Annotated in this window: 22 protein-coding genes; 17 read left to right on the plus strand and 5 right to left on the minus strand. The window is 45.1% G+C overall.

What is annotated here, in order from left to right; all coding sequences use genetic code 11:
* Positions 1-243: 243 nt before the first annotated feature.
* Both LCM00_RS24745 and plsY read right to left on the minus strand, forming a co-directional pair.
* Positions 244-1,380, minus strand: coding sequence for a two-component system sensor histidine kinase NtrB (locus tag LCM00_RS24745; RefSeq protein ID WP_224896919.1), 1,137 nt, complete (start codon positions 1,378-1,380; stop codon positions 244-246).
* Positions 1,381-1,698: 318 nt separating this feature from the next.
* Complete coding sequence (gene plsY / locus LCM00_RS00790) at positions 1,699-2,286, minus strand: glycerol-3-phosphate 1-O-acyltransferase PlsY (RefSeq protein WP_224896921.1); 588 nt, start codon at positions 2,284-2,286, stop codon at positions 1,699-1,701.
* A 260-nt stretch (positions 2,287-2,546) separates the two neighbouring features.
* On the opposite strand from plsY, the gene LCM00_RS00795 reads away from it, so the two are divergent.
* Positions 2,547-2,804, plus strand: coding sequence for a type B 50S ribosomal protein L31 (locus LCM00_RS00795; RefSeq protein ID WP_224896923.1), 258 nt, complete (start codon positions 2,547-2,549; stop codon positions 2,802-2,804).
* A 58-nt stretch (positions 2,805-2,862) separates the two neighbouring features.
* On the opposite strand, the gene LCM00_RS00800 is transcribed toward LCM00_RS00795, so the two are convergent.
* Entirely contained in the window at positions 2,863-3,342 is a 480-nt protein-coding gene (locus tag LCM00_RS00800; RefSeq protein ID WP_224896925.1) for a DinB family protein, read from the minus strand.
* Between the two features lie 198 nt (positions 3,343-3,540).
* Between LCM00_RS00800 and LCM00_RS00805 the strand changes: the two genes are divergently transcribed.
* From LCM00_RS00805 to LCM00_RS00855, 11 genes are all read left to right on the plus strand, one after another.
* Entirely contained in the window at positions 3,541-3,861 is a 321-nt protein-coding gene (locus tag LCM00_RS00805) for a DUF3243 domain-containing protein (protein WP_009790936.1), read from the plus strand.
* 226 nt (positions 3,862-4,087) lie between these two features.
* Positions 4,088-5,521, plus strand: coding sequence for a phospholipase D family protein (locus tag LCM00_RS00810; RefSeq protein WP_224896926.1), 1,434 nt, complete (start codon positions 4,088-4,090; stop codon positions 5,519-5,521).
* A 210-nt stretch (positions 5,522-5,731) separates the two neighbouring features.
* Positions 5,732-7,447 (plus strand): glycosyl hydrolase family 18 protein, encoded by a 1,716-nt coding sequence (locus LCM00_RS00815; RefSeq protein ID WP_224896928.1) that lies wholly within the window; start codon positions 5,732-5,734, stop codon positions 7,445-7,447.
* Positions 7,448-7,543: 96 nt separating this feature from the next.
* Positions 7,544-8,845, plus strand: a complete 1,302-nt coding sequence (locus LCM00_RS00820; protein ID WP_224896930.1) for a purine/pyrimidine permease — start codon at positions 7,544-7,546, stop codon at positions 8,843-8,845.
* 125 nt (positions 8,846-8,970) lie between these two features.
* Complete coding sequence (locus LCM00_RS00825) at positions 8,971-9,822, plus strand: GNAT family N-acetyltransferase (RefSeq protein WP_224896932.1); 852 nt, start codon at positions 8,971-8,973, stop codon at positions 9,820-9,822.
* A 209-nt stretch (positions 9,823-10,031) separates the two neighbouring features.
* On the plus strand, positions 10,032-10,445 hold the full coding sequence (locus LCM00_RS00830; protein WP_224896935.1) for a CoA-binding protein: 414 nt from the start codon (positions 10,032-10,034) through the stop codon (positions 10,443-10,445).
* A gap of 350 nt (positions 10,446-10,795) precedes the next feature.
* Positions 10,796-12,775, plus strand: a complete 1,980-nt coding sequence (parE, locus tag LCM00_RS00835; protein ID WP_311224397.1) for a DNA topoisomerase IV subunit B — start codon at positions 10,796-10,798, stop codon at positions 12,773-12,775.
* The gene (parC, locus tag LCM00_RS00840) at positions 12,772-15,207 is read left to right on the plus strand and encodes a DNA topoisomerase IV subunit A (RefSeq protein WP_224896939.1); all 2,436 of its coding nucleotides are present in this window, start codon (positions 12,772-12,774) and stop codon (positions 15,205-15,207) included. Before parE ends, parC begins: the two co-directional genes overlap by 4 nt.
* A 238-nt stretch (positions 15,208-15,445) precedes the next feature.
* Entirely contained in the window at positions 15,446-16,891 is a 1,446-nt protein-coding gene (locus LCM00_RS00845; RefSeq protein ID WP_224896941.1) for an alanine/glycine:cation symporter family protein, read from the plus strand.
* Between the two features lie 368 nt (positions 16,892-17,259).
* Positions 17,260-18,030 (plus strand): hypothetical protein, encoded by a 771-nt coding sequence (locus LCM00_RS00850; RefSeq protein WP_224896943.1) that lies wholly within the window; start codon positions 17,260-17,262, stop codon positions 18,028-18,030.
* 77 nt (positions 18,031-18,107) lie between these two features.
* Positions 18,108-18,584, plus strand: coding sequence for a staygreen family protein (locus tag LCM00_RS00855; RefSeq protein WP_224896945.1), 477 nt, complete (start codon positions 18,108-18,110; stop codon positions 18,582-18,584).
* Positions 18,585-19,117: 533 nt separating this feature from the next.
* On the opposite strand, the gene LCM00_RS00860 is transcribed toward LCM00_RS00855, so the two are convergent.
* Positions 19,118-19,489, minus strand: a complete 372-nt coding sequence (locus LCM00_RS00860) for an rRNA methyltransferase (protein WP_224896947.1) — start codon at positions 19,487-19,489, stop codon at positions 19,118-19,120.
* A gap of 294 nt (positions 19,490-19,783) precedes the next feature.
* Positions 19,784-21,655: a molecular chaperone HtpG gene (htpG, locus tag LCM00_RS00865; protein ID WP_224896949.1), complete on the minus strand. Its 1,872-nt coding sequence runs from the start codon at positions 21,653-21,655 to the stop codon at positions 19,784-19,786.
* A gap of 246 nt (positions 21,656-21,901) precedes the next feature.
* On the opposite strand from htpG, the gene LCM00_RS00870 reads away from it, so the two are divergent.
* The 5 genes from LCM00_RS00870 (at position 21,902) to phnC (ending at position 26,553) form a co-directional block, all read left to right on the plus strand.
* Positions 21,902-22,897, plus strand: coding sequence for a glycosyltransferase family 4 protein (locus tag LCM00_RS00870; RefSeq protein WP_224896951.1), 996 nt, complete (start codon positions 21,902-21,904; stop codon positions 22,895-22,897).
* Between the two features lie 46 nt (positions 22,898-22,943).
* Positions 22,944-23,993: a selenide, water dikinase SelD gene (gene selD, locus LCM00_RS00875; protein WP_224896953.1), complete on the plus strand. Its 1,050-nt coding sequence runs from the start codon at positions 22,944-22,946 to the stop codon at positions 23,991-23,993.
* Positions 23,994-24,112: 119 nt separating this feature from the next.
* On the plus strand, positions 24,113-25,018 hold the full coding sequence (phnD, locus tag LCM00_RS00880; RefSeq protein WP_224896955.1) for a phosphate/phosphite/phosphonate ABC transporter substrate-binding protein: 906 nt from the start codon (positions 24,113-24,115) through the stop codon (positions 25,016-25,018).
* 11 nt (positions 25,019-25,029) lie between these two features.
* Entirely contained in the window at positions 25,030-25,785 is a 756-nt protein-coding gene (phnE, locus tag LCM00_RS00885) for a phosphonate ABC transporter, permease protein PhnE (protein ID WP_224896957.1), read from the plus strand.
* Positions 25,786-25,800: 15 nt separating this feature from the next.
* Positions 25,801-26,553: a phosphonate ABC transporter ATP-binding protein gene (gene phnC, locus LCM00_RS00890; protein ID WP_224896959.1), complete on the plus strand. Its 753-nt coding sequence runs from the start codon at positions 25,801-25,803 to the stop codon at positions 26,551-26,553.
* Positions 26,554-26,563 lie beyond the last annotated feature (10 nt).

Here is a 26,563-nt window from a genome sequence, read left to right on the forward strand (position 1 = left end):
GTGTTTGCTCTAAATTTATAGAGAGCTGCAATCGAAACATGTTCATAAAAAAAGACTAGCCCGGAGCAGTATGCTCTGAGCTATTTCCTTGCTGTCTATTGTATAATTTAACCTGAAGCTTTGATATTTTTGTTTTCTCCACCATAACGGAACTGCTCTCTCCAGGAAGCATCTGCTTTATCTAGTCTTAATCTTAATACTCCATTGCGCCGGCAATTCTCATGGTTTGATTTGCGGCTGGGTTTATTTGCGACTCTCCAAATTAGCTTCAGGCTTCACCTCTTTATCCTTATCTGCAGTATCTGCAGGAAGAATAAGCTTCACCATTGTCCCTTCTCCCGGTCTGCTTGATATTTCAATGCTTCCGCCCAGTTCCTCGACAATTTTCTTGCAGACCGACATGCCGATGCCAGTGCCGGTTTCTTTTGTCGTATAAAACGGCTCAAAAATCCTTTGCAGTGTTTCTTCCGACATGCCGCATCCATTATCCTGAATCGTAATGACAGCATGCTGGCTGCTGCATTCGACCTTTGCCTGGACAGAGCCGGCCGTGCTCTCGATTGTCATTGCTTCCATTGCATTTTTGAACAGATTGGAAAGCACCTGCTTCAGCTCACCGGGAACAGCCGCCAATGTGGGATCATCGGGGGAAGGTTCGAATAAAAGCAGGCTTCCCCTTAAAACGGCTTCGCTTTCGTAAAGCATTACAATTTCTCTGACAATCTGATTGATATGCACTTTTTTTATTTTGTTCTCGGAAGGTTTATTGGCATTCAGGAAACTGCCGATAATTTCATTTGCCCGGCTGATTTCCCCTAAAGCAATATTGGCATATTCCTCTTTCCCGATCTCCCTGAGCTGAGGCTTAAGCAGCTGGAGGAAGCCCTTGACTGTAGTAAGCGGATTGCGGATTTCGTGAGCGATGCCTGCAGCCAGCTTTCCTAGATTCGCCTGAAATTCATAGGCGACTGCCATTTCCTGCACCTGTTCTGCGGTCTGAACAAGCTTTTCCTTTTTTTTCTGCAGTGCTTTGGAAAAAACAGCCGCTTTTTCCTCGAACTGGGCCAGAACTTGATCAATTTCCGCTGCCAATGGTTCAATAGGAAAGCAGAATATATGGATCGTTTCGTTTTCGGGCCCATCAGCCCGGTAAATGCGGAACCAGCCTTCTTTAAAATGAAAATCAAGATATTCTGCATTCCTTCCAAAAAGGAATGCCTGGAGCTCCTGCACGTTCCGGCCGTCGGCAAGAAGTTCCGAAATATGTTTTTGGCAATGATGCTGCTGGTTACCTGAGGCCGAGATGATGTATAAATCATGGGTTAAAATAAAATAAGGAAAAGGAAACGATTCTTGAGATAAAGAGTTTACGGGTATCACAATATACCCTCCTTAAAACGAGTAATGTGTGCGTATTTTATCTTTTTTAAGCCGCCCGGCAGTCAGGGGCCTCACCGTAATATATGAATCTTTTTCCGTATTATGTGCGGAATTTGATAAAAAAGAAAGTTTTAAGTCGAAAAAGTGGGTAATTATGACTTTTATACTATTATACAAAACTGGTATGTACACTACAATAACGCACAATATTTTTCTTTTGCAGAACAGATTTATTAGGGTGTTATTAGCATGTATAGCATTTGCTGAAGGAGCTGGGAGGAAAAAAATAAACGGCTTTCCAGCCGTTTATTTTTTGTTCTAAAGCCAGGAGATTTTTGGCTCTGTTTTATCTTTTATGCGTTTAATATTGGCCCTGTGCCTGTAAATGACAAAGAAGGCAAGGATGGATACAACTATAGTCAGCAGCGGATCCCATTCACCTACAAAAAGGGAATAGATTACAGCCGAAACAGCTGCCAGCATAGATGAAAGGGATACATATTTGGTTATGTATAAGCTGAGGAAGAAAATTACCACGATTACTGCAAACATAAGCGGTGCACATGCCAGCAGTACTCCTCCGGATGTTGCGACTGCCTTTCCTCCTCGGAAGCCGGCAAAAACAGGATACATATGGCCAATTACAGCAAATATGCCTGCCACAAGCCAATTGAAATCCGATCCAAGGAAATAGGGAAGGAGGGCTGCAAGGGTCCCTTTTAATATGTCTGCACTTGTAACGATGATGCCTGCCTTAACGCCAAGCGTCCTGAATGTATTGGTTCCGCCCAGATTGCCGCTGCCATGCTGGCGGATGTCTGTCCCGTAAAATGCCTTTCCGATCCAGAGCCCGGAAGGAATGGATCCGAGCAAATAAGCCAGTACAATGATAATGCCTGCTGTCATAACTTCTCTCCTTTATTCAAAATCCGCGATTCCCCACGTTATTTGACTGGAATCTGATTGTCTGTTCTGGTATCAATTCAAAGAGGATTAGCCAGGTCTTTATATTGTACCATGGGAGGACAACTTAGCACCAGGTACTAATTTATGTTTATAGATGCTTTACCCGGGAAAATGATCTATACATAAGAGTTGAGCATTATTGTTGATAATCGGAATCGTTTCGATTAAAATAAGATTATCTTATAAAAGAGGTGACTAGAATGAGACAGGATATTCATCCGGATTACAGGCAGGTAGTATTTATGGACGTAAACAGCGGCTATAAATTTTTAAGCGGCTCTACGAAAAAGACGAACGAAACGATAGAATGGGAAGACGGCAACACTTATCCGCTGTTAAAGGTCGAAGTAAGCTCTGACACACATCCTTTTTATACCGGCAAACAGAAATTCGCCGATAAAGGCGGCCGTGTCGACCGTTTTATGAAGAAATACAATATGGATAACAAAGAAAAATAAAAAGCAGCAGCCCGCCGGCTTCCCAGCCTGGCGGGCTTTTCTTATAAAAGCATAGTCCTCAGACTTTCTCTTTCTTATAGATCTGGTAGATCTTTTTAATTGCTTCCATATGGAGAGCTTCATGGTAAAAACTGAATAGAAAGGCTTCCCCTGCTGTATGGAAGGTTATGCCGGCTTTATTGGTGAAAGGTTCAGGCAGCGTTTCTTCCAGGCGGCCAGGCATAAATTGGAGGATCCTGTCCTTTTGGTCAGCCATGATGCCGGCAATTTCCCTCAGGCTCGGCGGCTCCTGCTTCCATGTTCGCGGACTGGTGCCAGCACTGAAAAGCTCTTCATAAGATGCCGGCAGTCCTGATTTTTCCTTCAGCAGCAAGAATGCTATTTTTTCCTGTATGTAGACAATATGTCCGAAATTCCAGCGGATGCTGTTATTGAAGCCGTCTGGAATAAAATCAGCTGCTTCCTCTGGTATGCGCTTGAGCGATTTTTCTGTAATATCCTTCACCGTCTCCATATGCTTGAAAATCAGATGCTCCATATAAGTAAGAACCCCCTATGTTTTTTGAGGCTGAGCCGGAAGCTGATGCCGGCCGGCCCATTCTATCAATTAATATACGCTTTGTTGTAAATATATTTCAAGAATCTTTCAATATGCTTTTCAGTGTTTGGCCTGGACCAAATCGGGTATCTATAGAACAGAAGCAACAATCACTTTACTTTAAAGGAGAGATTATCAATGGAACATACAAATGGTTCAGCAGAAACAAACAGCAAAGTAGAAAACAAACTGGAGAACATGGGATCTGAGAAGAAAGACGAAATTCTATCAAGCTTTGAAGGCTTTAAGGATTATTTAGGAGGCAAGGTCTCACTCGGCAAGAAAATGGGATTGAATGAAGAGCAGCTGGCTAATGCTGCGCAGAAGGTAGGCGACTATCTGGCGAAGAAGGAAGAGCCTCGCAACAGGGAGGAAAAGCTGCTTCAGGAGCTTTGGAAGTCCGGCAACGAAGAAGAGCAGCATGCTCTTTCCCATCTGCTGGTGAAGCTGGTAGGCTAATCTTAAAAATAATCAGGAGCAAAGCTATCTATGCTTTGCTCTTTTTTTCTGTATGGGTTTAAAATTGCAGACGTTGCCCCGTGACGTGGCATTCTTAGTCTGCGTTCCTTAAGGTGATCAAGGCGCTTGCGCTTTTGTTCTGAATGGCCACATGGTTTCTATTTTTAAAAAAAGGGTTATTATATAGGCATTCATCTGCTTGGCAGGAAAAATGGGAGGAACAAATATGGGGCCATTAAAAAAGAAAAAAGTATGGGTTCCGGCTGTGCTGCTGCTTTTGATCATATACAGCGTTACAGTCATTTACCATACAAATAAAAAGCTGCCTGAGGGATTGTCCTATGAAGGTAAAGTCCATCAGACTGAGGAATTGCAGCTGCTGACGGATTTATCTTACGAAGACAAAAAAGGAAAAAGGCAGCATGATCAGGAAATTTTTGAAAGGATGCAGGAGGCGATCGAAGAAGCAGAGGAGTTTATCGTTATGGATATGTTCCTATATAGCGGCTATTACGACAAGGAGGAGAAGTTCCCTCCGCTCAGCCAGAATATAACTGACAGGCTGATCAGAAAGAAGAAGCAGAATCCCGAGATGCCCATTATTGTCATTACAGATAAAATCAATACTACATATGGCTCCCATGAAGCACCTGAACTGGAGGAGCTGAAGAAGAGCGGCATTGAGGTGGTCATGACGAAATTAGAGCCGCTGCGTGATTCAAACCCGCTTTATTCTGGTTTCTGGCGGATGTTTCTGCAGTGGTTCGGCCAGGATGGCAAAGGCTGGCTGCCCAATCCGCTTGCCAATACTGCACCTGATGTCACAGCGAGGTCCTATCTTGAACTGCTTAACATCAAGGCCAATCACCGCAAGGTCTTCGTGTCTGAGAAAACAGCCATCGTTTCTTCAGGGAACCCCCATGATGCAAGCGGCTACCATTCCAACATCGCTTTTGAAGGAAGCGGCGGTCTCATAGCGGATTTGCTCAAAACAGAACAGGCTGTCATTGATTATTCCGGCTATGATATTCAGCTGCCAATGTACCGGCAAAATGCAAAGGAAGGCGGACCTATCAGCCTGCAGGTTTTGACAGAAGGAAAGATTCTCAAACATATACTTCAAGAAATAGATGATAGCCGGAAAGGAGATATCATATGGCTTGGCATGTTCTATCTTGCCGAGCGGGATGTCATTGGCGGCCTGGAGGAAGCGGCAGACCGCGGAGTGCAGATCAATCTCATATTCGACCCGAACCAGAATGCCTTTGGCTCGGAAAAGACAGGTCTCCCGAATATTCCGGTTGCTTCTGAACTTGAAAAGCTCGGTAAAGAAAACATTTCCATCCGCTGGTACAATACAGATGAGGAGCAGTATCATCCGAAGCTGATGTTCATTCAAAAGGAAGCTGATAGCGTTTTGATCGGCGGTTCAGCCAATTTTACAAAAAGGAATCTGGATGATTTGAATCTCGAAACGGATGTTAAGATAGCAGCCTCCAATGACACAGAGGTCATAAAGGATGCTGATACCTACTTTCAAAGGATATGGCAGAATAAAGATGGCATCTATACGCTTGACTATGGTACCCAGGAAGAGCTTCCGGTGTTCAGATATATCGTCTACAGCCTCCAAAGGATGCTTGGTTTTACCACTTATTAATATATTTTCCAGCAAAAAAACCTTCCGGCACTCCCTTGCCTGGAAGGTTTTTTGCGGTGCCTTTAAGTGGAATGCTTTGAAACTTTTTACGTTTCCCAATCGTTAATATTAGAGAGTGCTGCAAGAAAAAACAGGCAGGATATGCTAGAAGATTCGTCCTTCCCTTTGCTGCATAGATTCGTTACGATAGTATCCGGGAGGAATTATTTTATGGCCAATATACAATTAAATCAAAAGCCTGCAAAGAAAAGGGGCCTCGCTGCAGGAGTTGTTCTCGTGCTGCTGGCTGTTATTTCCGGCATCCTGTTTTGGCTCTACCCCTTTGCATCACCCGTTAAAGAAGAGTATTTCTCAGGAGAGAACCCGATCATCTTTGAAGGAAGGCAGGAAGGAAATGCCTGGACTGATAACGGAAATATCTATCTGCCGCTGTCTTTGCTCCAGGAAAAGCTGGATGATTCCATCGTGTTTGATGAGAGTTCTCAATCTATTATTCTGACTACCAAAAATAAAGTCGTCCAAATGCCGACGGATGCTTTGTCATATTATGTGAACAGCAAGCCTGTCGAACTGCAGCTGCCTGCCGCAAGGAATCAGTCAGGCGTCCTCTTTATTTCGCTCGATGAAATCAGGCGTTATTATCCTCTCGCTTATACAGTGCTTGAAGGCACAGGGGCAATATGGATCCAAAAGGACGGCGAGACGGTGCAGAAGGCAATCATCCGTGATCAGGACATCAGCAAGGAAAGGCTGCGGTTAAGGACTGATCCTGATCTCCAGTCACCTTATACAGCTGATGCCGAAGCGAATGAGGAACTGTATATCGAAGAAGAAAAAGGAGAATACTATTTTACAAGAAAGAGTGACGGAACTGCTGGATATATAAAAAAAGAGTATGTCATTAAAGGAGATCAAATAGAAGTGTCCGCCAAAGTAGAAGGATACAAGCCTGAATTGAAGAAGATCGATGGCCCGATCCATCTGACATGGGAAGCTGTTTATTCGCAAAATCCGGATCATGCTGCAATCCCATCGATGCCGGGCGTTAATGTCGTCTCCCCTACATGGTTTGAGCTTGCAGGTGAGGATGGCTCAGTAAAAAACCTCGGTTCGGCTGATTATGTAAAATGGGCGCATGGAAGGGGTTATCAGGTATGGGGCCTGTTTTCCAATGCATTCGACCCGGAATTGACGCATCAGACATTTAAAGATTTTGAAACAAGGCAAAAGATTATCCGCTCCCTCCTGCATTACAGCCAGATTTATAAGCTGGATGGCATCAATCTCGACATTGAGAATGTGAATCAGGAGGATGGGCCGCTTGTGACTCAGTTTGTACGGGAAGCGACACCGTATTTTCATCAGGCAGGACTGACGGTTTCAATGGATATTACATTCATTTCAAGCGGGAATTGGTCGGCGTTTTATGAAAGAGATAAGCTTGCCGGAATGGTCGATTATTTAGCAGTAATGGCATACGATGAACACTGGGCTACTTCGCCCGTTGCCGGAAGTGTTGCAAGCCTTCCCTGGGTGGAAAGCAATCTTCAGGCACTGCTTGAAGTGGTGCCTGAAGAAAAGCTTATACTGGGCGTTCCCCTGTATGCCAGGCTATGGGAGGAAAAGGATGAAGGCGGGATTTCCTCAAAGGCGCTGTCCATGAAGGAAGTGAAAGAGTGGCTCAATGAAACAGGAGCCGTGCCGGCTTATGATAAGGCATCCGGGCAAAACTATGCAGAATATTATTCTGAGAAAGATAAGGCAACCTATAAAATCTGGCTGGAGGATGAAATGTCCTTGAGGAAAAGAGCAGAGATAGCGGATCGTCATGGACTGGCCGGTGTCGGCAGCTGGTCCAGATATTTTGCGGATCAGTCAGCATGGGTGGCCCTTTCACCAGGTAAGGGCCAGGCTGCCAAAAAGTAAGAAGTCTCCAAAAACAGCATTCTATCCTTTATAATAGGAAATGGCCGAAAAAGGGCCATTTTCTTTTTTAATTTCATTACGATTGGAGTCTTTTACATGAAAGTTGGTTTTTCAGCGCTGCAGTGGATGGCATTCATGGTTGCCGGGACGATTGTCGCACCCATCGCCATTGCCGATCTATTCGGATTGAATCCAGCCGAGGCAGCGGGCCTCGTCCAGCGCACCATTTTTGTACTGGGGATATCAAGCCTCCTTCAGGGTTTCTTCGGGCACAGGCTGCCCATAAATGAAGGGCCTGCTGGTCTCTGGTGGGGTGTGTTTGCCATATACGCAGGGCTCAGCGCCTCATTGTTCTCTTCAGCAGGTGACACTCTGCAGGCATTGGAGGGAGCGATGCTTGTCTCAGGCGCTGTCTTCATCCTCCTAAGCATTTTTAAGCTCATCGACCGGCTTGCCCTGCTGTTTACACCGGTTGTATCGGGAGTCTATCTGCTGCTGCTGATCCTTCAGCTCAGCGGTTCCTTTTTTAATGGCATGCTCGGAATCGGCTATCGCAAGGATGGCGTCGACATGCCTGTATTCTTTTTCTGTCTGGCTCTTGTCATTGCTGCGTTTTACTTGTCCAAACACAGGATCAGGGCGGTCAGCCAATATTCCATTCTGATCAGCCTTGCTGGCGGCTGGCTGCTGTTTTTTCTTTTCGGCCTGTCAAAGGAAGTGTCTATATCAGGAGGCAGGGTGATCTCCATGCCGGAACTGTTCGCTTTCGGACCGCCGAAATTTGATGCAGGAATGACCGTGACTGCCGTCTTTGTGACACTGCTTTTACTGACAAATATGATCGCAAGCATCCGGGTAGCAGACGAGGTGCTGAAGAAAGAAGGCGAAAAAACACCTACTCCGCGGTTCAAGGCTTCCGGCTTTGTGTCAGGAGTCAACCAGCTTCTTGGAGGTGTTTTCTCAGCAATCGGACCTGTGCCGATATCAGGCTCAGCCGGGTTCATTGCTACGACAAAGATCACTAAGCTCCTCCCATTCATAATTGGGTCGGCAATCATCACGGCAGCGAGCTTCTTCCCTGCCCTGATGTCTTTCTTTGCTTCACTGCCGGCTCCTGTAGGATATTCTGTCACTTTTGTGGTGTTTGCCAATATGGCAGGAATTGCATTCGGTGAGCTTGACAAAGAAAAAGAAACGGGCCGGATACGCCTTGTGGCGGGCATTTCCCTCCTTGCAGGTGTAGGCGCTATGTTCGTGCCGCCTGAGGCATTTGAAGGGGTATCGCCGCTGATTACGTCATTTTTAAATAATGGACTAATATTCGGTTCTGTTATAGCAATAACAGCCGATCAGATTACAAAAAAGGTTTACGGCCGGCAGACTGCGGAAAGCCGCTGATAGCCATGATGGCGGGTGCTTCTCAGGCACCTGCCATTTTTTTCTTCATATCATGGACTTTATTTTTTGAATAATGATAAAATTATAGCAAATATACATAAGGAATTGATTCTATGCTAAAAACTATGCTAACGAAAGAGGATATACTTGAGCTTGCTGATTACGCGGCGGCAAAGAACAGGCAGCCGGATTCATTTGTTGGCTATTTGGGTACAGAGGCGCCGGATATTGCTGAAGATCTGGCAGACCTTTCTAAAGATGAAGATTCCGCCTGTTTTATTCATAGAGAGGACTCCACTAAAATCGCCGGTTTCCTCGGAGTGGATGCCGATTTGGAAAGAGGAGTCGGAGAATTGTGGGGACCATTTGCAGATCCCGGCAGCTGGGATGACTCTGCTGCATATCTGCTGTCCTTAGCGGAAGAATATTTTGGGAACAGGCTGAACCAATGGCATCTCTTTATCGGCCGGAAAAATGAACGATGCAAATCGCTTGCTGAGAAGAAGGGCTTCAAGCTTGCTTCATCTCAGATGTTCATGGAGCTTACCCTTGAAAATACAGTTGGCGGGGAAGAGCCATCTCTTTTAACAAAGGAGTTCTTTGCCGATTTTACCCATCTTCATGATTCACTGTTTCCAGCTACCTATTATTCCGGCAGCGAGATGCTCGAAAAACTCGATGATGGCCATCTTCTCTTTGCCATAACAAAGAATAACGGATTGTCAGGCTATCTCTATGCAGAACTGGACTCAGAAGAGAAGGCTGCGAGTATAGAATTTATGGGTGTTTCCCCTATTGAGAGAAGAAAAGGCACGGGGGCCAGGCTTATTCTTATGGCGGCCAAGAAGCTGAGGGAAAGCGGGATTGAGAGGATAAAATTATGCGTTGACAGTGCAAATGAAAATGCCATTTCGCTCTACATGAAAATGGATTTTAAAGAAACAAACACCCTTCTGTTTTATAAGAGGCTTTGTTAGTGTTCCATGCTGATTCAATTCATTTAGGTGAAACTCTTGTTTAACATCAGACATATAAAAAGCAGGTAATCCATGATGAAATGAAGCAGGATGCATTTCCTGCAGGATTATGCCGTAAAGCCACTGAAAGGTTTCAGACTCATCCCTTCAGGTTATAGGAATACTGGCGTATATAAAAATAATATGAAATAATAAGGAGTGGTGAAATCATGTCAATTGAAAATCCGGGCCGGGAAGAAATCGGCAAAATACTGAAAAAAGCGAAAAGGGTTGCTGTTGTCGGCCTGAGCGGGAATCCGGACAGGACCTCTTATATGGTATCAAAAGCCATGCAGGATGCAGGCTATACCATCATCCCGGTAAACCCGGGCGAGGAAGAGATCCTTGGTGAAAAGGCTGTCGGGTCACTGAAGGAAATAGAGGGGCATATAGATATTGTAAATATCTTCAGGCGTTCTGAATATCTGCCTGAACTTGCAAGGGAATTTGATGAAATAGATGCGGATGTTTTTTGGGCCCAGCTGGGTGTTGCTAATCAGGAAGCCTATGACTTTTTGAAGGAAAAAGGCTATACAGTCATTATGGATCGCTGTATCAAAGTAGAGCATGCAATGACAAAATGACGAGAAATGGAACCTAAAGCACACTAATACATCTGCTATTAGTGTGCTTTCATTTGCCGGGAAAGAAGGCTTAAAAAGGATTCGGCTCCTCTTTATCAGCACCTGTGTCATTAATTCTTAATCTAAAAAAATTCAGAACTCATTTGCCAAAACCAAATAAATAGATACAATTAAGCATAGACGTCTTTTGAAAATATGGTAAACTTAAACATAGAACACTTGTTCTTATACCGGTATTTCTGCGCCGTGGACAAGGATTATCATGTGAAAAGGCGAATACTTATAGTGATGTTCGACAACATAGATACAAAGGCAAGACGGTTGTGTGCAGCAATGAAAGGGGTATGTTTGTGGCAACAAATCAGCAGGCATTTGATTATAATGATGATGCCATACAAGTACTAGAAGGGCTGGAAGCAGTTAGAAAACGCCCTGGTATGTACATTGGAAGCACCGATGCGAGAGGTTTGCACCATCTCGTATATGAAATAGTAGATAACTCAGTGGATGAAGCACTAGCAGGCTATGGAGACCATATTATCGTCAAAATACATAAAGATAACTCCATCAGCGTGCAGGATAAAGGCCGGGGCATGCCAACAGGAATGCATAAGCTCGGCAAACCGACTCCTGAAATCATTTTGACTGTGCTGCATGCAGGAGGCAAGTTCGGCCAGGGAGGCTATAAGACGAGCGGCGGGCTCCACGGAGTCGGCGCCTCAGTCGTGAACGCGCTATCAGAGTGGCTCGTAGTCAAAATCCGGAGAAATGGGTTTGTTTATGAGCAGCGGTTCGAGAATGGCGGCAAGCCCGCAACTACGCTCGAGAAGGTCGGAAAAACGAACCAGTCTGGAACAGTGATCCATTTTAAGCCTGATCCGGCGATCTTTTCAACGACTGTCTATAACTACGAGACGCTTTGCGAACGCCTTCGGGAGTCCGCGTTCCTGATGAAAGGCATGAAAATCGAACTGATTGATGAAAGGCATGATGCCCGTGACCTGTTCCATTTCGAAACAGGCATCGAAGCTTTTGTTGAGTATCTGAATGAGGAAAAAGACGTTCTGCATCCTGTTGTCAGCTTCGAAGGAGAGCATAACCAAATAGAAGTTGACTTTGCCTTCCAATTTAATGACGGATATTCCGAGAATGTTCTCTCCTTCGTCAACAATGTCCGTACAAAGGATGGCGGAACACACGAAGCCGGAAGCAAAACAGCCATGACAAGGGTCTTCAATGAATACGCACGCAAGGTTGCACTGCTGAAGGAAAAAGACAAAAATCTGGACGGCTCTGATATACGGGAAGGCTTTTCTGCGATCATTTCCGTAAGGGTGCCGGAAGAACTCCTGCAGTTTGAAGGACAGACAAAAGGGAAGCTGGGCACCAGTGAAGCACGCTCAGCCGTTGATGCAGTCGTGAGTGAGCATCTGTCGTATTTCCTTGAGGAAAATCCCAATATAAGCTCCCTGCTCATTAAAAAAGCCATCAAAGCCTACCAGGCAAGAGAAGCGGCGCGGAAGGCAAGGGAAGAAGCGCGGGGCGGCAAGAAAAGGAAGCGTTCGGAAGCGGTCCTTTCCGGAAAGCTGACGCCTGCGCAGTCACGCAATCCGCAAAAGAATGAACTGTACCTTGTAGAGGGAGACTCTGCCGGCGGCTCAGCAAAGCAAGGCCGTGACAGGCGCTTTCAGGCAGTCCTGCCGCTGAGGGGTAAAGTCATCAATACAGAAAAGGCAAAGCTTCAGGACATTTTTAAGAATGAGGAAATCAACACGATCATCCATGCCATAGGCGCAGGGGTAGGAGCGGATTTCAATGTGGAGGATGTCAACTATGAGAAGGTTGTGATCATGACTGATGCCGATACGGATGGCGCCCATATCCAGGTGCTGCTGCTTACGTTCTTCTATCGGTATATGAAGCCTCTCATCGAAGCCGGCAAGGTTTTCATTGCCCTGCCTCCTCTGTACAAAGTGAGCAAAGGGATTGGTAAAAAAGAAAAGATCGAGTACGCCTGGAGCGATGATGAGCTGCAGGGTGCCATGAAAAAGATCGGCAAAGGCTATATGATCCAGCGCTACAAGGGTCTTGGTGAAATGAATGCTGACCAGCTGTGGGAAACAACCATGGATCCGGAATCAAGGACGCTGATCAGGGTCAGGATCGATGACGCTGCAAGAGCGGAAAGAAGGGTTACGACCTTGATGGGTGATAAGGTTGAACCAAGAAGAAAGTGGATTGAAACAAATGTTGCCTTCGGCCTTGAAGAAGATGGGAGCATCCTTGAAAATGAAAACATCTCGGTTGCAGAGGAGGCGTCTGATCTATGAGTTCTTCTGAAAAATTCAGGGATCTTCCGCTAGAGGATGTTCTCGGCGACCGATTTGGGCGTTACAGCAAATATATTATCCAGGACAGGGCCCTTCCTGATGTCAGGGATGGGCTGAAGCCTGTACAGCGGCGGATTCTTTATGCGATGCATGTAGAAGGCAATACAAATGAAAAGGGCTTCAGGAAATCTGCCAAGACGGTAGGGAATGTTATCGGCAATTATCATCCGCACGGAGATTCTTCCGTATACGATGCAATGGTGCGGATGAGCCAGGACTGGAAGGTAAGAAATTTCCTTGTTGAAATGCACGGAAATAATGGAAGCATTGACGGAGACCCTCCAGCAGCCATGCGTTATACAGAAGCAAGGCTGTCGGCAATATCATCAGAGCTTCTGCGGGATATTGAAAAGCATACCGTCGACTTCATCCCGAACTTTGATGATACTTCCAGTGAACCGACTGTACTTCCAGCCATGTTCCCGAACCTGCTGGTCAATGGATCGACAGGGATTTCAGCAGGTTATGCTACTGAAATCCCCCCGCATCATCTTGGGGAGATCATAGACGGCGTCATCCTGCGCATGGACAAGCCGGATTGTACGGTAGATGAGCTTATGGAGGTTATCAAAGGGCCGGATTTCCCGACGGGCGGAACCATCCAGGGGGCCGAAGGGATTAAGAAGGCCTATGAGACCGGGAAAGGCAAGATCATCATCCGCGGCAAATCTGAGGTGGAGGACATCCGCGGCGGCAGGCAGCAGATCGTTATCACAGAGATTCCGTTTGAAGTAAACAAAGCGAATCTGGTCAAGAAGATTGACGAGCTTAAGATGGACAGGAAAGTTGAAGGCATCAGCGAAGTCAGGGATGAAACCGACCGGACAGGCCTGAGGATCGTGATTGAGCTTAAGAAGGATGCAGACGCTGCAGGTGTCTTAAACTATCTTTATAAAAATACGGATCTTCAAATTCCATACAACTTCAATATGGTTGCGATTTCAAACCGCCATCCAAAGCTGCTCGGGCTGCGTGAAATGCTTGATGCCTATATCGGACATCAGAAGGAAGTTGTCACCCGAAGGTCTCAGTATGAGCTGAAAAAGGCGCAGGACCGCCAGCATATCGTAGAAGGCCTCATGAAGGCACTGTCTATACTTGATGAAGTCATCGCCGCTATCCGCGCTTCAAAGGATAAACGTGATGCAAAGGATAATCTGATCAGCCAGTTCGGTTTCACAGAGCCTCAGGCAGAAGCGATTGTATCCCTCCAGCTGTACCGATTGACCAATACAGATATTACGGCGCTGAGGGCGGAAGCGGAAGAGCTTGCCCAAAAGGTAGCAGAGCTGCTTAGCATCCTTCAGAGCGAGAAAAAGCTTCTGAGCGTGATTAAAAAGGATCTTAAAGATGTGAAGAAGAGATTTGCGGACGCGCGCCGTTCTGTTATCGAAGCCGAAATCGAAGAGATTAAAATCAATCTTGAAGTGCTGATTGCCAGTGAAGATGTGATCGTTACCGTTACAAACGAAGGCTATGTCAAAAGGACAAGCCAGCGTTCCCATGCGGCATCAAACGGACAGGATTTCGGCATGAAGGATTCTGACAGGCTTATGTCAAAACTTGATATGAACACAACAGATGTCCTGCTTGTCTTTACGGACAAAGGAAGCTATATGTATCTTCCTGTCCATGAACTTCCGGATATTCGCTGGAAAGATCTCGGGCAGCATGTCGCAAATTTAGTGCCGATAGACCGGACTGAGTCTATCATTGGCGCAATTCCGGTTAAAGATTTTGAGGCCGATGCTTATTTAATGTTTGTCACAAAGAATGGCATGGTAAAGAAATCAGAGCTGAAAAATTACAAAGCACAGCGATATTCAAAGCCGCTTGTGGCCGTTAATCTTAAAAATGACGATATCGTAACAGATGTTTTCCTGACTGATGGCAAGCAGGATCTAATGCTTGCAACTTCTATGGGATATGCCCTGTGGTTCCCGGAAGAAGAAGTCAGTGTTGTTGGAGCGCGTGCTGCCGGTGTGAAGGGCATCAATCTGAAGGACGGCGATTATGTGGTAAGCGGAAAGCTTGTCAGCAATGTCAAAGAGGAAGCTGTTGTCATTGCAACCCAGCGCGGGGCGATCAAAAAGATGAAGCTCGCTGAGTTTGAAAGGACTTCCAGAGCCAAACGCGGACTGGTTATGCTGCGGGAACTTAAAGCCAACCCGCACAGAGTGGTCGGTATGGTGCTGGCAAAAAATCATGACAAGATTTTTATCGAATCAGAAAAAGGCGTTATCGAGCAAGTGACAGCGTCTGACCTGCGTTTTAATGACCGCTATTCAAACGGATCGTTCATCCTCGACGAATCTGAAAGCGGAAAAGCGAAAAAGCTGTGGCAAGAGGCAGCCGAGATAACGGCTGATTAATGAAAAGCCCCTGTTGAACAGACAGGGGCTTTTTGCTGTGAAGAAAAATAAAAGTGAGCGAAAAGACCTGTTTTGCTATTTTACTATAAGGGTATAAAGATTACGTTTACATAAATTAGTCTGTCAGCAGGGGCATGAAAGCATTTTCACCTTGTCCGCCAGCGAAACTTCTGATAAATTTAAGGGAGTTACTATTTCAAGATAACAATTTGCTGACAGACAGCCAAGGGGGAAACGAATGGAGACTTTTGTGAACGAGTTCCAGGAATATGTTGGCCTGGTAAATGATTTTGTATGGACTTATATTTTAATAGCAGGATTGATTCTGCTGGGATTGTATTTCAGCTTTAAGACTAAATTTGTACAGCTGAGATACTTTAAGGAAATGTTCAGGATCCTCGGCGATAAGTCGATGGTTTCTGCTGAAGGCAAGAGGGGGATCTCCTCATTCCAGGCGTTCAGCATCAGTGCTGCTTCGCGCATTGGCACAGGCAATATGGCCGGCGTCGCTACAGCCATTGCAGGGGGAGGACCGGGAGCCGTATTCTGGATGTGGCTCATCGCCTTCCTTGGAGCGGCTTCCAGCTTTGTTGAAAGCACGCTTGCCCAGATTTATAAAGTAAAAGATAAAGACGGATTCCGCGGTGGTCCTGCCTACTATATGGAAAGAGGCTTAAATAAACGCTGGATGGGGATATTGTTTGCGGTTATCATTACCTTCTGTTTCGGGCTGGTATTCAACTCTGTCCAGTCCAATACCATCTCGCTCGCGTTTAATCAGTCCTTCGGGATCAGCAGATTGTGGATCGGCATAGTGCTGGCAATCTTCACGGCTGTCATTATCTTTGGAGGGGTCAAGCGGATTGCCCATGTATCACAGGTGCTTGTGCCTGTCATGGCTGTTCTCTACCTGATTCTTGCTATTGTTATCCTGATTATGAATGTTACTGAAATACCGGCTATGTTCGGTTTGATCATTGAGAGTGCATTCGGCTTCAGGGAAGCAGCCGGGGGTGCCATGGGCGCTGCCGTCATGATGGGGATCAAGCGGGGGCTCTTCTCCAATGAAGCGGGTATGGGGAGCGCGCCGAATGCTGCTGCTACAGCCGCTGTTACACATCCGGCAAAGCAGGGTCTTATCCAGACTCTTGGTGTATTCGTGGATACAATCCTGATTTGTTCAGCAACTGCTTTTATCATCCTTTTGTCAGGCGATTATGCAGGAACGAACCTGACTGGGATTGAGCTTACACAATCAGCCCTGGCAACTCATATAGGCCCATGGGCAAGCTATTTTGTGGCAATCGCGATCCTTTTGTTCGCATTCAGCTCTGTTATCGGCAACTATTATTACGGTGAGACGAATATAGAATTCATTAAAGAAAGCAAGACGGCTCTCTTCATCTACCGCCTGGCAGTGATCGGAATGGTCATTTTTGGTGCAGCAGTCGATCTTGAAGTTGTATGGGGACTTGCCGATCTGTTTATGGGGATCATGGCCATCATCAACCTGATTGCCATCACCATGCTTGGCAAAATAGCATTTGCTGCACTGAAGGACTACAAAACTCAGCGCAGGGAAGGAAAAGATCCTGTCTTTTATTCTGACAGCATCCCGGGATTAAAAAACATAGAATACTGGGAAACGAAAGAGCAGGCACTAAAGAAGAAAAAACTGAACTAAGGAAAATGGTTTCCCTGAGCAGGGAGGCCATTTTTTTATAGGCGGAGAATCTTTTTGCAGTATAGAGGAAAAATTATCGCCTGAACCATCTTTTATAAAAAACCTAGTAAGAGAGACAGCAAAAATTCCCATAGCTCTGTTGATCGGAATGGAAGGCACACAGACTCCTGCGGGAAAGCAGCGGCAATGCTGAGACCCCACAGCGCGTAAGTGCGAGGAGGTCAGCGCCGCCCCGCGGAAAGCGAAGTGCCTGGAGTGCAGATCAACACCTCAGTTAAAAAGCAAAAAACTATTATCTTTGAACAGGTACATAGATTTCCCAAATCTGGACATAATACGAATAAAATTGTTCGGAAAGGGCGGTTTTTATGAGAAGGGAACTATTGTTCGCATTTGCAGCGTTTTTCTTTATGTCAGTTTCAGCCATAACAGGTGCCTATGCAGTTGAACAGGCTGACAAGGCAGAAACGGTCGAAAAGAAGAAAGAAGATATAACCGGGGATGGAGAAAAAGATACTATTTATATAAAAGGAATTCCATATGAAGAAGGGGCCGCTTTTTTAAAGGAAGTCTATGTGATCATTGAGGCTTCAAATGGCCAGACATACCGGATTGATTTAGAAGGTGGATATGAACCTTCTGTAAAGTTCAGCGATTTGAACCATGATGGAGTAAAGGATCTATTCGCAACAGTTCCCACTGGGGGCAGCGGCGGACTCTCCAACTACTACCTGTATACCTTAAAAGACTTCAAACTTGAAAATTTGACAGTTCCGGAACCTTTAGTCATCGACAGTGAATTTCTGGACGGCTATAAAGCCTCTGTTTCCATTCCTGCGACAGGCCAATCTTATACTTTTGATTTGGCAGAGAGAAAAGATGACTATGAACGCCTGGGACTCTATCATAACGGCAAACTGAATGAACCGGCTGAACTGATGGTCGACCCTTTTGGGACACTCATCCCCATCATGCTTGGGGAAGGAAAAATCGGCTTAAAGGGTGTACAGCAGATCAGCGGGGCATATCACGCTGATTCGATAGCATTTGCTGAATCTTCATGGATATATGAAAATGGCAGCTGGAAAGTGCTTGAAACCAAGCTGTATGAGACAGGGAGGGGGCATAAAAAGAGATAGGCCTTTGTCACCCTTATATGACTAACTTCATATGTTATAGCAGGAATAACTTCTTTCCGAAGGGAGAGCAGCTTGCTATGAGTCAATTTAATCCTCAGAAACTAAGCGTCAGGTACCTGGCTCCGGCAACAGAGCAAAAGCCTGTCGATGCCAGGAAATACACGCTTACACATTCAGATGAGACCGGTGACCTGTTTCTTAGCATTGGTTGCGTTTATGATTACAGCACCGTCAATAATAAATTCAGGGATGAAGTTCTGGCTGAGTGGCTTCCTCAGATGGGGCAATATGTACTTAAGGCAGCAGTATATGTGAGCGGGGGAGAGTTTGACGAAAAATTTTCAAAGGTGCGGTTTATGATCTTTCAGCGGGAAATGGATTTAGCGCTGAAAGCGATCATATATGGAGACAGGAGCTTTTTCTCAAGCTATCCGTGGCTCCTGGATTCACCGATATACGTGCAGTTTGATTCCGTATTTCAGCAATTCAGCAAGATCATTTACTATGGAACACCAAGGCAGTATTTGAATAGCTTACAGCAGCCGGTATCCTAAAAATGACAAGAGAACAAGCTCCTGGCAATGACAGGGGCTTTTTTACATAAGCTGAGACAGGCATGGTAGTAAGTGGAATATAAATATATTATGTAAACTAAATGAGTTTTTCTAAAGCAGAGGCGATGCTGAGCGAAAGAACCACTAAATAAGTTTATAAAACAAAAAGAAACTAATAATGAGGAAAAATAAACAACCGATATACAAACGGCTGCTGTAAGTATATAGAGATTGATATGTATGATTGTAAGTATTCTGGAAGCCACAAGCAAAGAAATTAGGATATTGAATAATAGATAACCTTTATAGTGAACCAAAAATCATAAATAAAGATTTTCATATAAAAAATATAAAAATCCCAGCAAATTGCCCAAAAACTCAAATACAGTCTAAATCATATAAAATTTTTATTCTGTCTCACTATCTTAAGTATACTTAACTATTGAGACTAGATATTCATATGTTTGTATGACTTCCTATAATATATATTATGTTCGGGGCGTTGTTTTAAAAAACTAGACAGCGTCAGCTGCCTACTCTATCCGGTGTTTATGTCCGCTGTCTTTTACTGAATCAATATCTATGTAGCCTGCACTATATTCTATCACGTCATTTATGAATACATCATGCTTTTTGGCGAATGCTTTAACCTGTTCAATCAGACCGCTGTCATAAGTGGTTTTATACTGGATTCTGTCTTTAGGCCGATTTTTCTTATTGAATTCTATAAAATTCTGCTCAAGGACTTTTTTGAGCCCTGTTTCCAGTAAATAATTCACATGTGTATCATGTTCATATGCCAGATCATTCAGCCGTTCAATCAATGCTTTGCTGATATTTGTCCTGAACTTAACCCTTGATTCATCTGTTAATTGAACTAATTTTCCGTTTACATTTTTCCACATTATAATCACCTTTCTAATGAGTTTTCCTGTATAAAACATTATATCATTTAATGATCCTTATAATAGGAACAAATGTTCCTGTGTGGAAAAATGGACACTTTGGCAGCTTAGATTACATTTTAGCATCTATTTATTAAACAAAAAGGTCGATTACTGAGACTAAGCAGCAGCCTATATTATCAAAAGAATGTGCGGATAGGCATCTTCCCATAAGCAAGAGCTGACTTTAAGTATAAAAAAACGAACTCTCCTGGAATATGGAAGTTCGTTTTTTCATAAAAGCAAGGTTGAAGATTACTTCATAACCTTGCAGATATCATTCGTAAACTCGACAGGATCGCTGATCGGCAACCCTTCAATGAGTAATGCCTGATTGTATAAAAGATTGGTATATAAAGCAAGTTTTTCTTTGTCGTTATCAAATGCACTTTGCAGAGAAGCGAATACTTCGTGATTAGGATTGATCTCCAGGATTTTCTCCGCTTTTACATTTTGGCTGTCCGGCATGCTGTTGAGGATCTTCTCCATTTCGATTGTCAGATCTCCTTCTGCTGCCAGGCAGACCGGATGGCTTTTCAGCCTCTTGGAAGCACGGACTTCCTTTACCTTGCCTGCCAGCACATCCTTCATGCTTGTGAACATTTCCTGAAAGGCTTTTTCTTCGCTCTTATCATTTTCCTCAGCTTCTATCCCCAAGTCTGAGCTGGACACAGACTTGAATTCCTTCTCTTTGTAGTTCAACAGCATCTTGATGGCGAATTCATCGATATCTTCGGTAAAGTACAATATTTCGTAACCTTTGTCGGCGACAAGCTCTGTCTGCGGGAGCTTTTCAATCCGGCTGATGGATTCCCCGGCAGCATAATAAATATACTTCTGGTCCTCGGGCATTCTAGAAATATATTCATCCAGTGTGACTAGCTTGTTTTCTTTTGAAGAATGGAACATCAGCAGATCCTGTAGCATCTCCTTATTGCTGCCAAAGTCACTGTACACTCCGTATTTCAGCTGTCTGCCAAAAGTATCATAGAATGCTTCGTACTTATCCCTCTCGTTCTTCAGCATGGACTGCAATTCGCTTTTAATTTTTTTGCCGAGATTCTTTGCAATCAGTTTCAGCTGGCGGTCCTGCTGGAGGATTTCGCGCGAGATATTCAGGGACAGGTCTTCTGAGTCGACAATCCCTTTCACGAAGCTGAAATAATCAGGCAGGAGCTCGCCGCACTTATTCATGATAAGGACTCCATTTGAATATAGCTCAAGCCCCTTTTCGTATTCTTTAGAATAATAATCGAACGGAATTTTCTCTGGAATAAAGAGCACCGCATTATAGCGGATGGTACCGTCAACATTGATATGGATGGATTTCAGCGGCTTATCAAAACCGAAGTGCTTTTCAGCATAAAACTTTTCGTAGTCTTCTTCTGTGAGCTCGCTTTTATTTTTTCGCCAGATCGGCACCATGCTGTTGATGGTCTGTTCTTCACTGTATTCTTCAAACTCACCATCTTCGCCTTCCTTCGGTCGCCTGCCGGACACATCCATTAGAATCGGATAGCGGATAAAGTCGGAATATTTCTTGATGATGCTCTTTAATGAATATTCTTCAAGAAATTCATCATAGTTTTCTTCTTCGGTATTTTCCTTTATTTTCAAGATGATCTCTGTTCCTGTCTCTTCCTTGACGGCAGGCTCAATAGAGAAGCCTTCAGCCCCCTCTGATTCCCATTTGTATGCTTCTGTGCTTCCCTGGGCCCTGCTGATGACAGTTACGGAGTCGGCAGCCATGAAGGCCGCATAAAAGCCGACGCCGAATTGGCCTATGATATCATAGCCGTCTTTCAGCTCTGTATTGGATTTGAAATTCAATGAGCCGCTCTTGGCGATGACGCCTAAATTATCTTCAAGTTCTTCCCTGGTCATCCCGATCCCGGTATCTTTGATCCGAAGGGTCCGCGATTCTTTGTCAGGGGTAATTTTTATGTAATAGTCTTCTTTATTGAAGCTGATCGAATCATCTGTCAGCGCTTTGTAGTACAGCTTGTCAATGGCATCGCTGCTGTTTGAGATCAGCTCTCTCAAAAATACTTCCTTCTTGGAATAAATGGAATGGATCATCATCTCCAGAAGTCTTTTAGACTCTGCTTTGAATTGCTGCTTTACCATCTTTATTTTTCCCTCCCGAAAAGTTGAAGTGTTATTAGCACTCTCTGACAAAGAGTGCTAATTGTTAAATATCACAACTTCTTTTGTTCTGTCAACTCAATTTCAAAAAAAAGGGCAGTTCTCTTGATTTCAAGAGGTATTCCGGTATAATTTTGAGGGTATGACTATACTGGCCTGAAATATGATTTTCCGGATTATAAAGTTAATAGTTCCCACAGCTGAGAATGAACATAAAGGAGTGAATGGATGAAGGTTATATTGGCTTCTCCCAATTTCCATCAGGAACGTGGAAATACAATCACCGTAAAAAGGATCTCAGAAGGCCTGCGCAGGTTAGGAACAGATACGGTAATCGTTTCTTCGACTGAAATCCCGGCTTCCCCCCTTCCCGAAGGAGATATCGTCCATGGTTTTCACGCCTACCGCTTTTTTCTTTATAAGGAAAAGCTGGATGTCCCGATAGATTGCTATATTATCACGATGACTGGCACGGATCTAAATCAGGATCTTTTTGAACACGAAAGGCGGCCGGCTGTGATCAGGACGCTTCGCGAAGCAAAAGCCGTTACGGTCTTTAACGAACAGGCAAAGCAGCTTCTCATTCGTGAAGTTCCTGATGCTGCAGCAAAGGTCTATGTCATTCCACAGGGAAGAAGTCTCTTCGAATCTATGGAGCCTGTTTTTAAGAAAGAGGAAGATACATTTGTTTTCCTGCTTCCTGCCGGGATCAGGAAAATCAAAAATATCCCGTTCGCAATCAGATCCTTAAAGAAACTTCATGACAGATACCCCCGCATCCGTTTAGTGATTTCAGGGCCTGTCTTAGAAGAAGAAGAAGGATCATACGTGAAAAAGCTGGCGGAACAGGAAGATTGGGTCAGCTATACGGGCCAGATTTCCCACAGCAGGATGGGAAGCCTTTACGAATATGCAGATGCCCTGCTGAACACTTCTATTTCCGAGGGACAGCCGGCAGCCATCATAGAAGCGATGGACTACGGATTGCCTGTATTAGTTTCGGCCAATGAAGGAAATATAAGTATTGTAAAGGACGGGATCACGGGCTTTGTTTACCATAATGAAGTCGAATTTCTTGCTTATGCCGAGCGGTTGATCAATAATTACGAGATAAGAAAAAAACTTGGAGCTGCTGCTAAAAATTACATAGCAGAACACCACTCTAATGTTTCTGAGGCCGAAAGTCTGCTGAAGATTTACAGCAGGGTGCTTTCCCCTTCCTGAACAGCTTGTTTGGGACAGCCCTTGTTTAATGAAAGGAGAGGAAATCATGTCCAGAGAAGAAATCATCAAATTGACTTCACTATCAACTAAAGGCGGCTGAGGATGCAAAATTGGTCCTGAGGACCTGGCGCAGGTTCTGCGTCATTTGCCAAAAGCTGTACCTGATCCAAATCTGCTTGTCGGGCTTGATACCTCTGATGATGCAGGAGTATATAAAATAAGCGACGATGTTGCATTAGTGCAGACGCTCGACTTTTTCACCCCGATTGTGGATGATCCTTATATGTTCGGCCAGATTGCTGCTGCGAACTCATTAAGCGATGTCTATGCAATGGGCGGAAAACCGATCACAGTCATGAATATAGTCGGCTTCCCTATCAGTATCCTAGATAAGAGCATCCTTGCTGACATCCTGGCAGGAGCATCTGATAAAGTCATGGAGTCAGGGGCTGCCCTTGTCGGCGGACACTCGATCGATGATCAGGAGCCTAAATTCGGACTCTCGGTCACAGGTGTGGTCCATCCGGATAAAATCAGGGCCAATGCCGGCGCTAAGCCTGGCGACCGTTTGATTTTGACCAAGCCGATCGGTGTCGGCATCCTTACGACAGCGATCAAGCGGGACCTTCTCGATAAGGAAGATATTGATCTTGTCATGAACGTGATGGCTGCACTTAATAAAGATGCCGCAGAAGCTATGGAAAGCTTCCAGGTGAACGCCTGTACCGATGTGACCGGCTTCGGCCTTCTCGGCCATGCGATCGAGCTTGCTGAAGGCAGCAATGCCGGTGTTATCATCAACAGCGGAAGTGTACCTGTCCTCCCCAGGACACGCGAGCTAGCCGAACAGAATATCATTCCCGGCGGTTCTAGGAAAAACCACAAATGGCTGTCAGGGCGGATTGAGTACAGCCCTGATATTGATGAAACAACCCAGCTGATCCTGTGTGATGCCATCACATCAGGAGGTCTTTTGATCTCAGTGCCTGAGGCGGAAGCTGAAGCACTGCAGCAGGCTCTTGAAGAGAGAAATGTCACTTCTGCTATCATTGGGGAAGTAACAGACCAAACTCCTGGAAAGATTAAAGTATTGTGAAAGGACTCGATTAGAGTCCTTTTTTAAGGGTATGGGGTGTCAGGCAGATTCTGAGGCGGATATGGCCGCTGCTGCCTCCCGCCCATTCCAGTCAATTATATTAAAGAGGTGTTTTTTTGATGAAAAAATGGCTAATGACTGCAGCTGTCTTTACTCTGATCATGATTCTTGCCGCATGCGGATCAGAGGAAGAAGGCACAGAACAAAAAGGAAACAGTACTAATAATGAAGAAGCTTTTACGATTGGCGTCATACCGGTACAAACAGAAGGTGCAATGGAAACGGCTATGGATAAGCTTCAGTCGATTCTTGAAAAAGAGCTGGACCGGAAAGTGGATGTTGAGGTTTACCCCGATTATAACGGCGTAGTCGAAGCGATGAACTACGATAAAATCGATATGGCTTATTTTGGACCGCTTACATATGTGGTTGCACATGAAAAAAGCGGCGCTGAAGCAATCATCACCCAGCTGATAGATGGAGAGCCTTTCTATCATTCTTATATCATCACCCATAAAGACAGCCCGTACAATAACATGGAAGACCTTGTAGCTGATGCAGGAGAAATTGATTTTGCCTTCGGCGATATCAATTCGACTTCCGGCTCCCTTATCCCTTCCATCGAACTGCAGGATCAGGGTGTTTATACATCAGAGGATGAAAATAAGTTCAAATCAGTCAGATTCACAGGGTCCCATGATGCAACAGCCCTGGCTGTCCAAAACAAGCAAGTGGATGCCGGTGCGATTGACAGCGCCATCTATAACCAGCTTGTAGAGTCCGGAAAAATCGATGGAGATCAGTTCAAGACAATCTGGGAATCCGAGAAACTTTTCCAATATCCTTGGGCAGTCCATAAAGATACAGATAAAGAAACAATAGAAAAGCTACAGGAAACATTCCTGGCTATCGATGATAAAGAAGTGCTTGATGCGTTTGGCGCAACAGGTTTTACCGAGGCTTCCAATGAACAGTATGAAAGCATCAGGGAAGCAGCTGTCAAACAGGGAATCATAAACGAATAGAGCTGATCATTGTGTGGTTTAAAAAGCGTAGTATTTTTACTGTTATTCTGCTGGCACTGGCTGTAATAGCCAGTGCCCGTCTTACAGAATTCGATCTTTCGAAATTCCGGGACTTCCGGAATATGATCGATTTTTTATCGCAGTGGTTTCCAATGGATTTCTCGCTGCTGCCCCGGATGCTCCAGGACAGCATGGAAACTTTGGCGATGGCATTTCTGGGGAGCTTCCTCGGTCTATTGGCGGCATTGCCGCTCAGTTTCCTGGCCGCAAGGAACACTTCCCCATCGAAAGCAGTCTATCATGTAACAAGGCTTGTCCTCAGTTTCGTCCGCTCAGTGCCGGAGATCGTATTTGGGCTGATCCTTCTTACAGCCCTCGGCCTTGGGCCTTTCCCTGCTGTACTGGCTATTCTGTTCCATAATGCAGGTGTGCTTGGAAAGCTGGTATCAGAACTGATTGAGTCTTCAGAGCGCGGACCCCAGGAAGCCATGCGGGCAGTCGGCGCCAAAAGCTGGTTTGCCTCCCTGTTCAGCATCCTGCCGCAAATCTGGCCGAATGTGCTGTCCCAGTTTTTCTACCGGTTCGAGGTAGCAATCCGCACCTCTCTTATTCTTGGCTTTATCGGCGGAGGCGGAATAGGACAGAGATTGTTCAATGATTTCAAGACCTTCCACTATTCGGCCGTTTCTCTCGATGTGCTGATCATTATGATCATTGTAGTGATCGTCGATTTGTTTGGAAGCTTTGTCAGAAATAAAGTGATTTAAAAGGAGGCTGGGCTTATGATCAAGCTGGAGAATGTTACCGTACGTTATCCAAAGGCTGACTCCCCTGCCCTGCATAACATAAACCTTGAACTGAACCAAGGCGAATTCATATGTGTACTTGGAAAAAGCGGTGCCGGGAAGTCTACACTTATCCGCTGCATGAATGGGCTCCAGAAGTCTTCTGCCGGGGAAGTATACTTCCAGGGCAAGCCGGTATCCGGCAAATCTGCCGAGGAAGAACGGCTTGTACGGAGGGAAATGGGCATGATCTTTCAGCATTATAATCTCATCCCCCGTCTGACAGTCATGCAAAATGTCCTTACAGGAATGTTTGGCTACAGAAACACTTTCAAGAATCTGGTAGGTGCTTTTTCAAGAAAAGAAATTGGACTTGCCCGCAGTGTGATGGAAGATGTCGGCCTGAGTGAGTTTGCCGGAAGGAAAGTTGAACAATTGAGCGGCGGACAGAAGCAGCGCGTCGGCATAGCAAGGGCCCTGCTGCAGTCTCCCAAGGTGTTTCTTGGTGATGAACCTGTGGCAAGCCTTGATCCCGGGACATCAGAGAGGATTTTCTCGCTTCTTCAGTCCCTTCACAGAGAGCATTGCCTTCTGACCATCATTAATGTTCACGATGTTTCCCTCGCAAAGCGCTATGCAACACGCATTCTTGCCTTAAAAGATGGCAGCCTCATCTTTGACGGGAAACCGGATGAATTCACAGATGAATTGTATAAACAGACCTATGGGGCTGAATTTATTCCGGTCTGATCCGGGGAAG

The organism is Bacillus infantis (assembly GCF_020171945.1).
Classification (GTDB): Bacteria; Bacillota; Bacilli; order Bacillales; family Cytobacillaceae; genus Bacillus_AB; species Bacillus_AB infantis_A.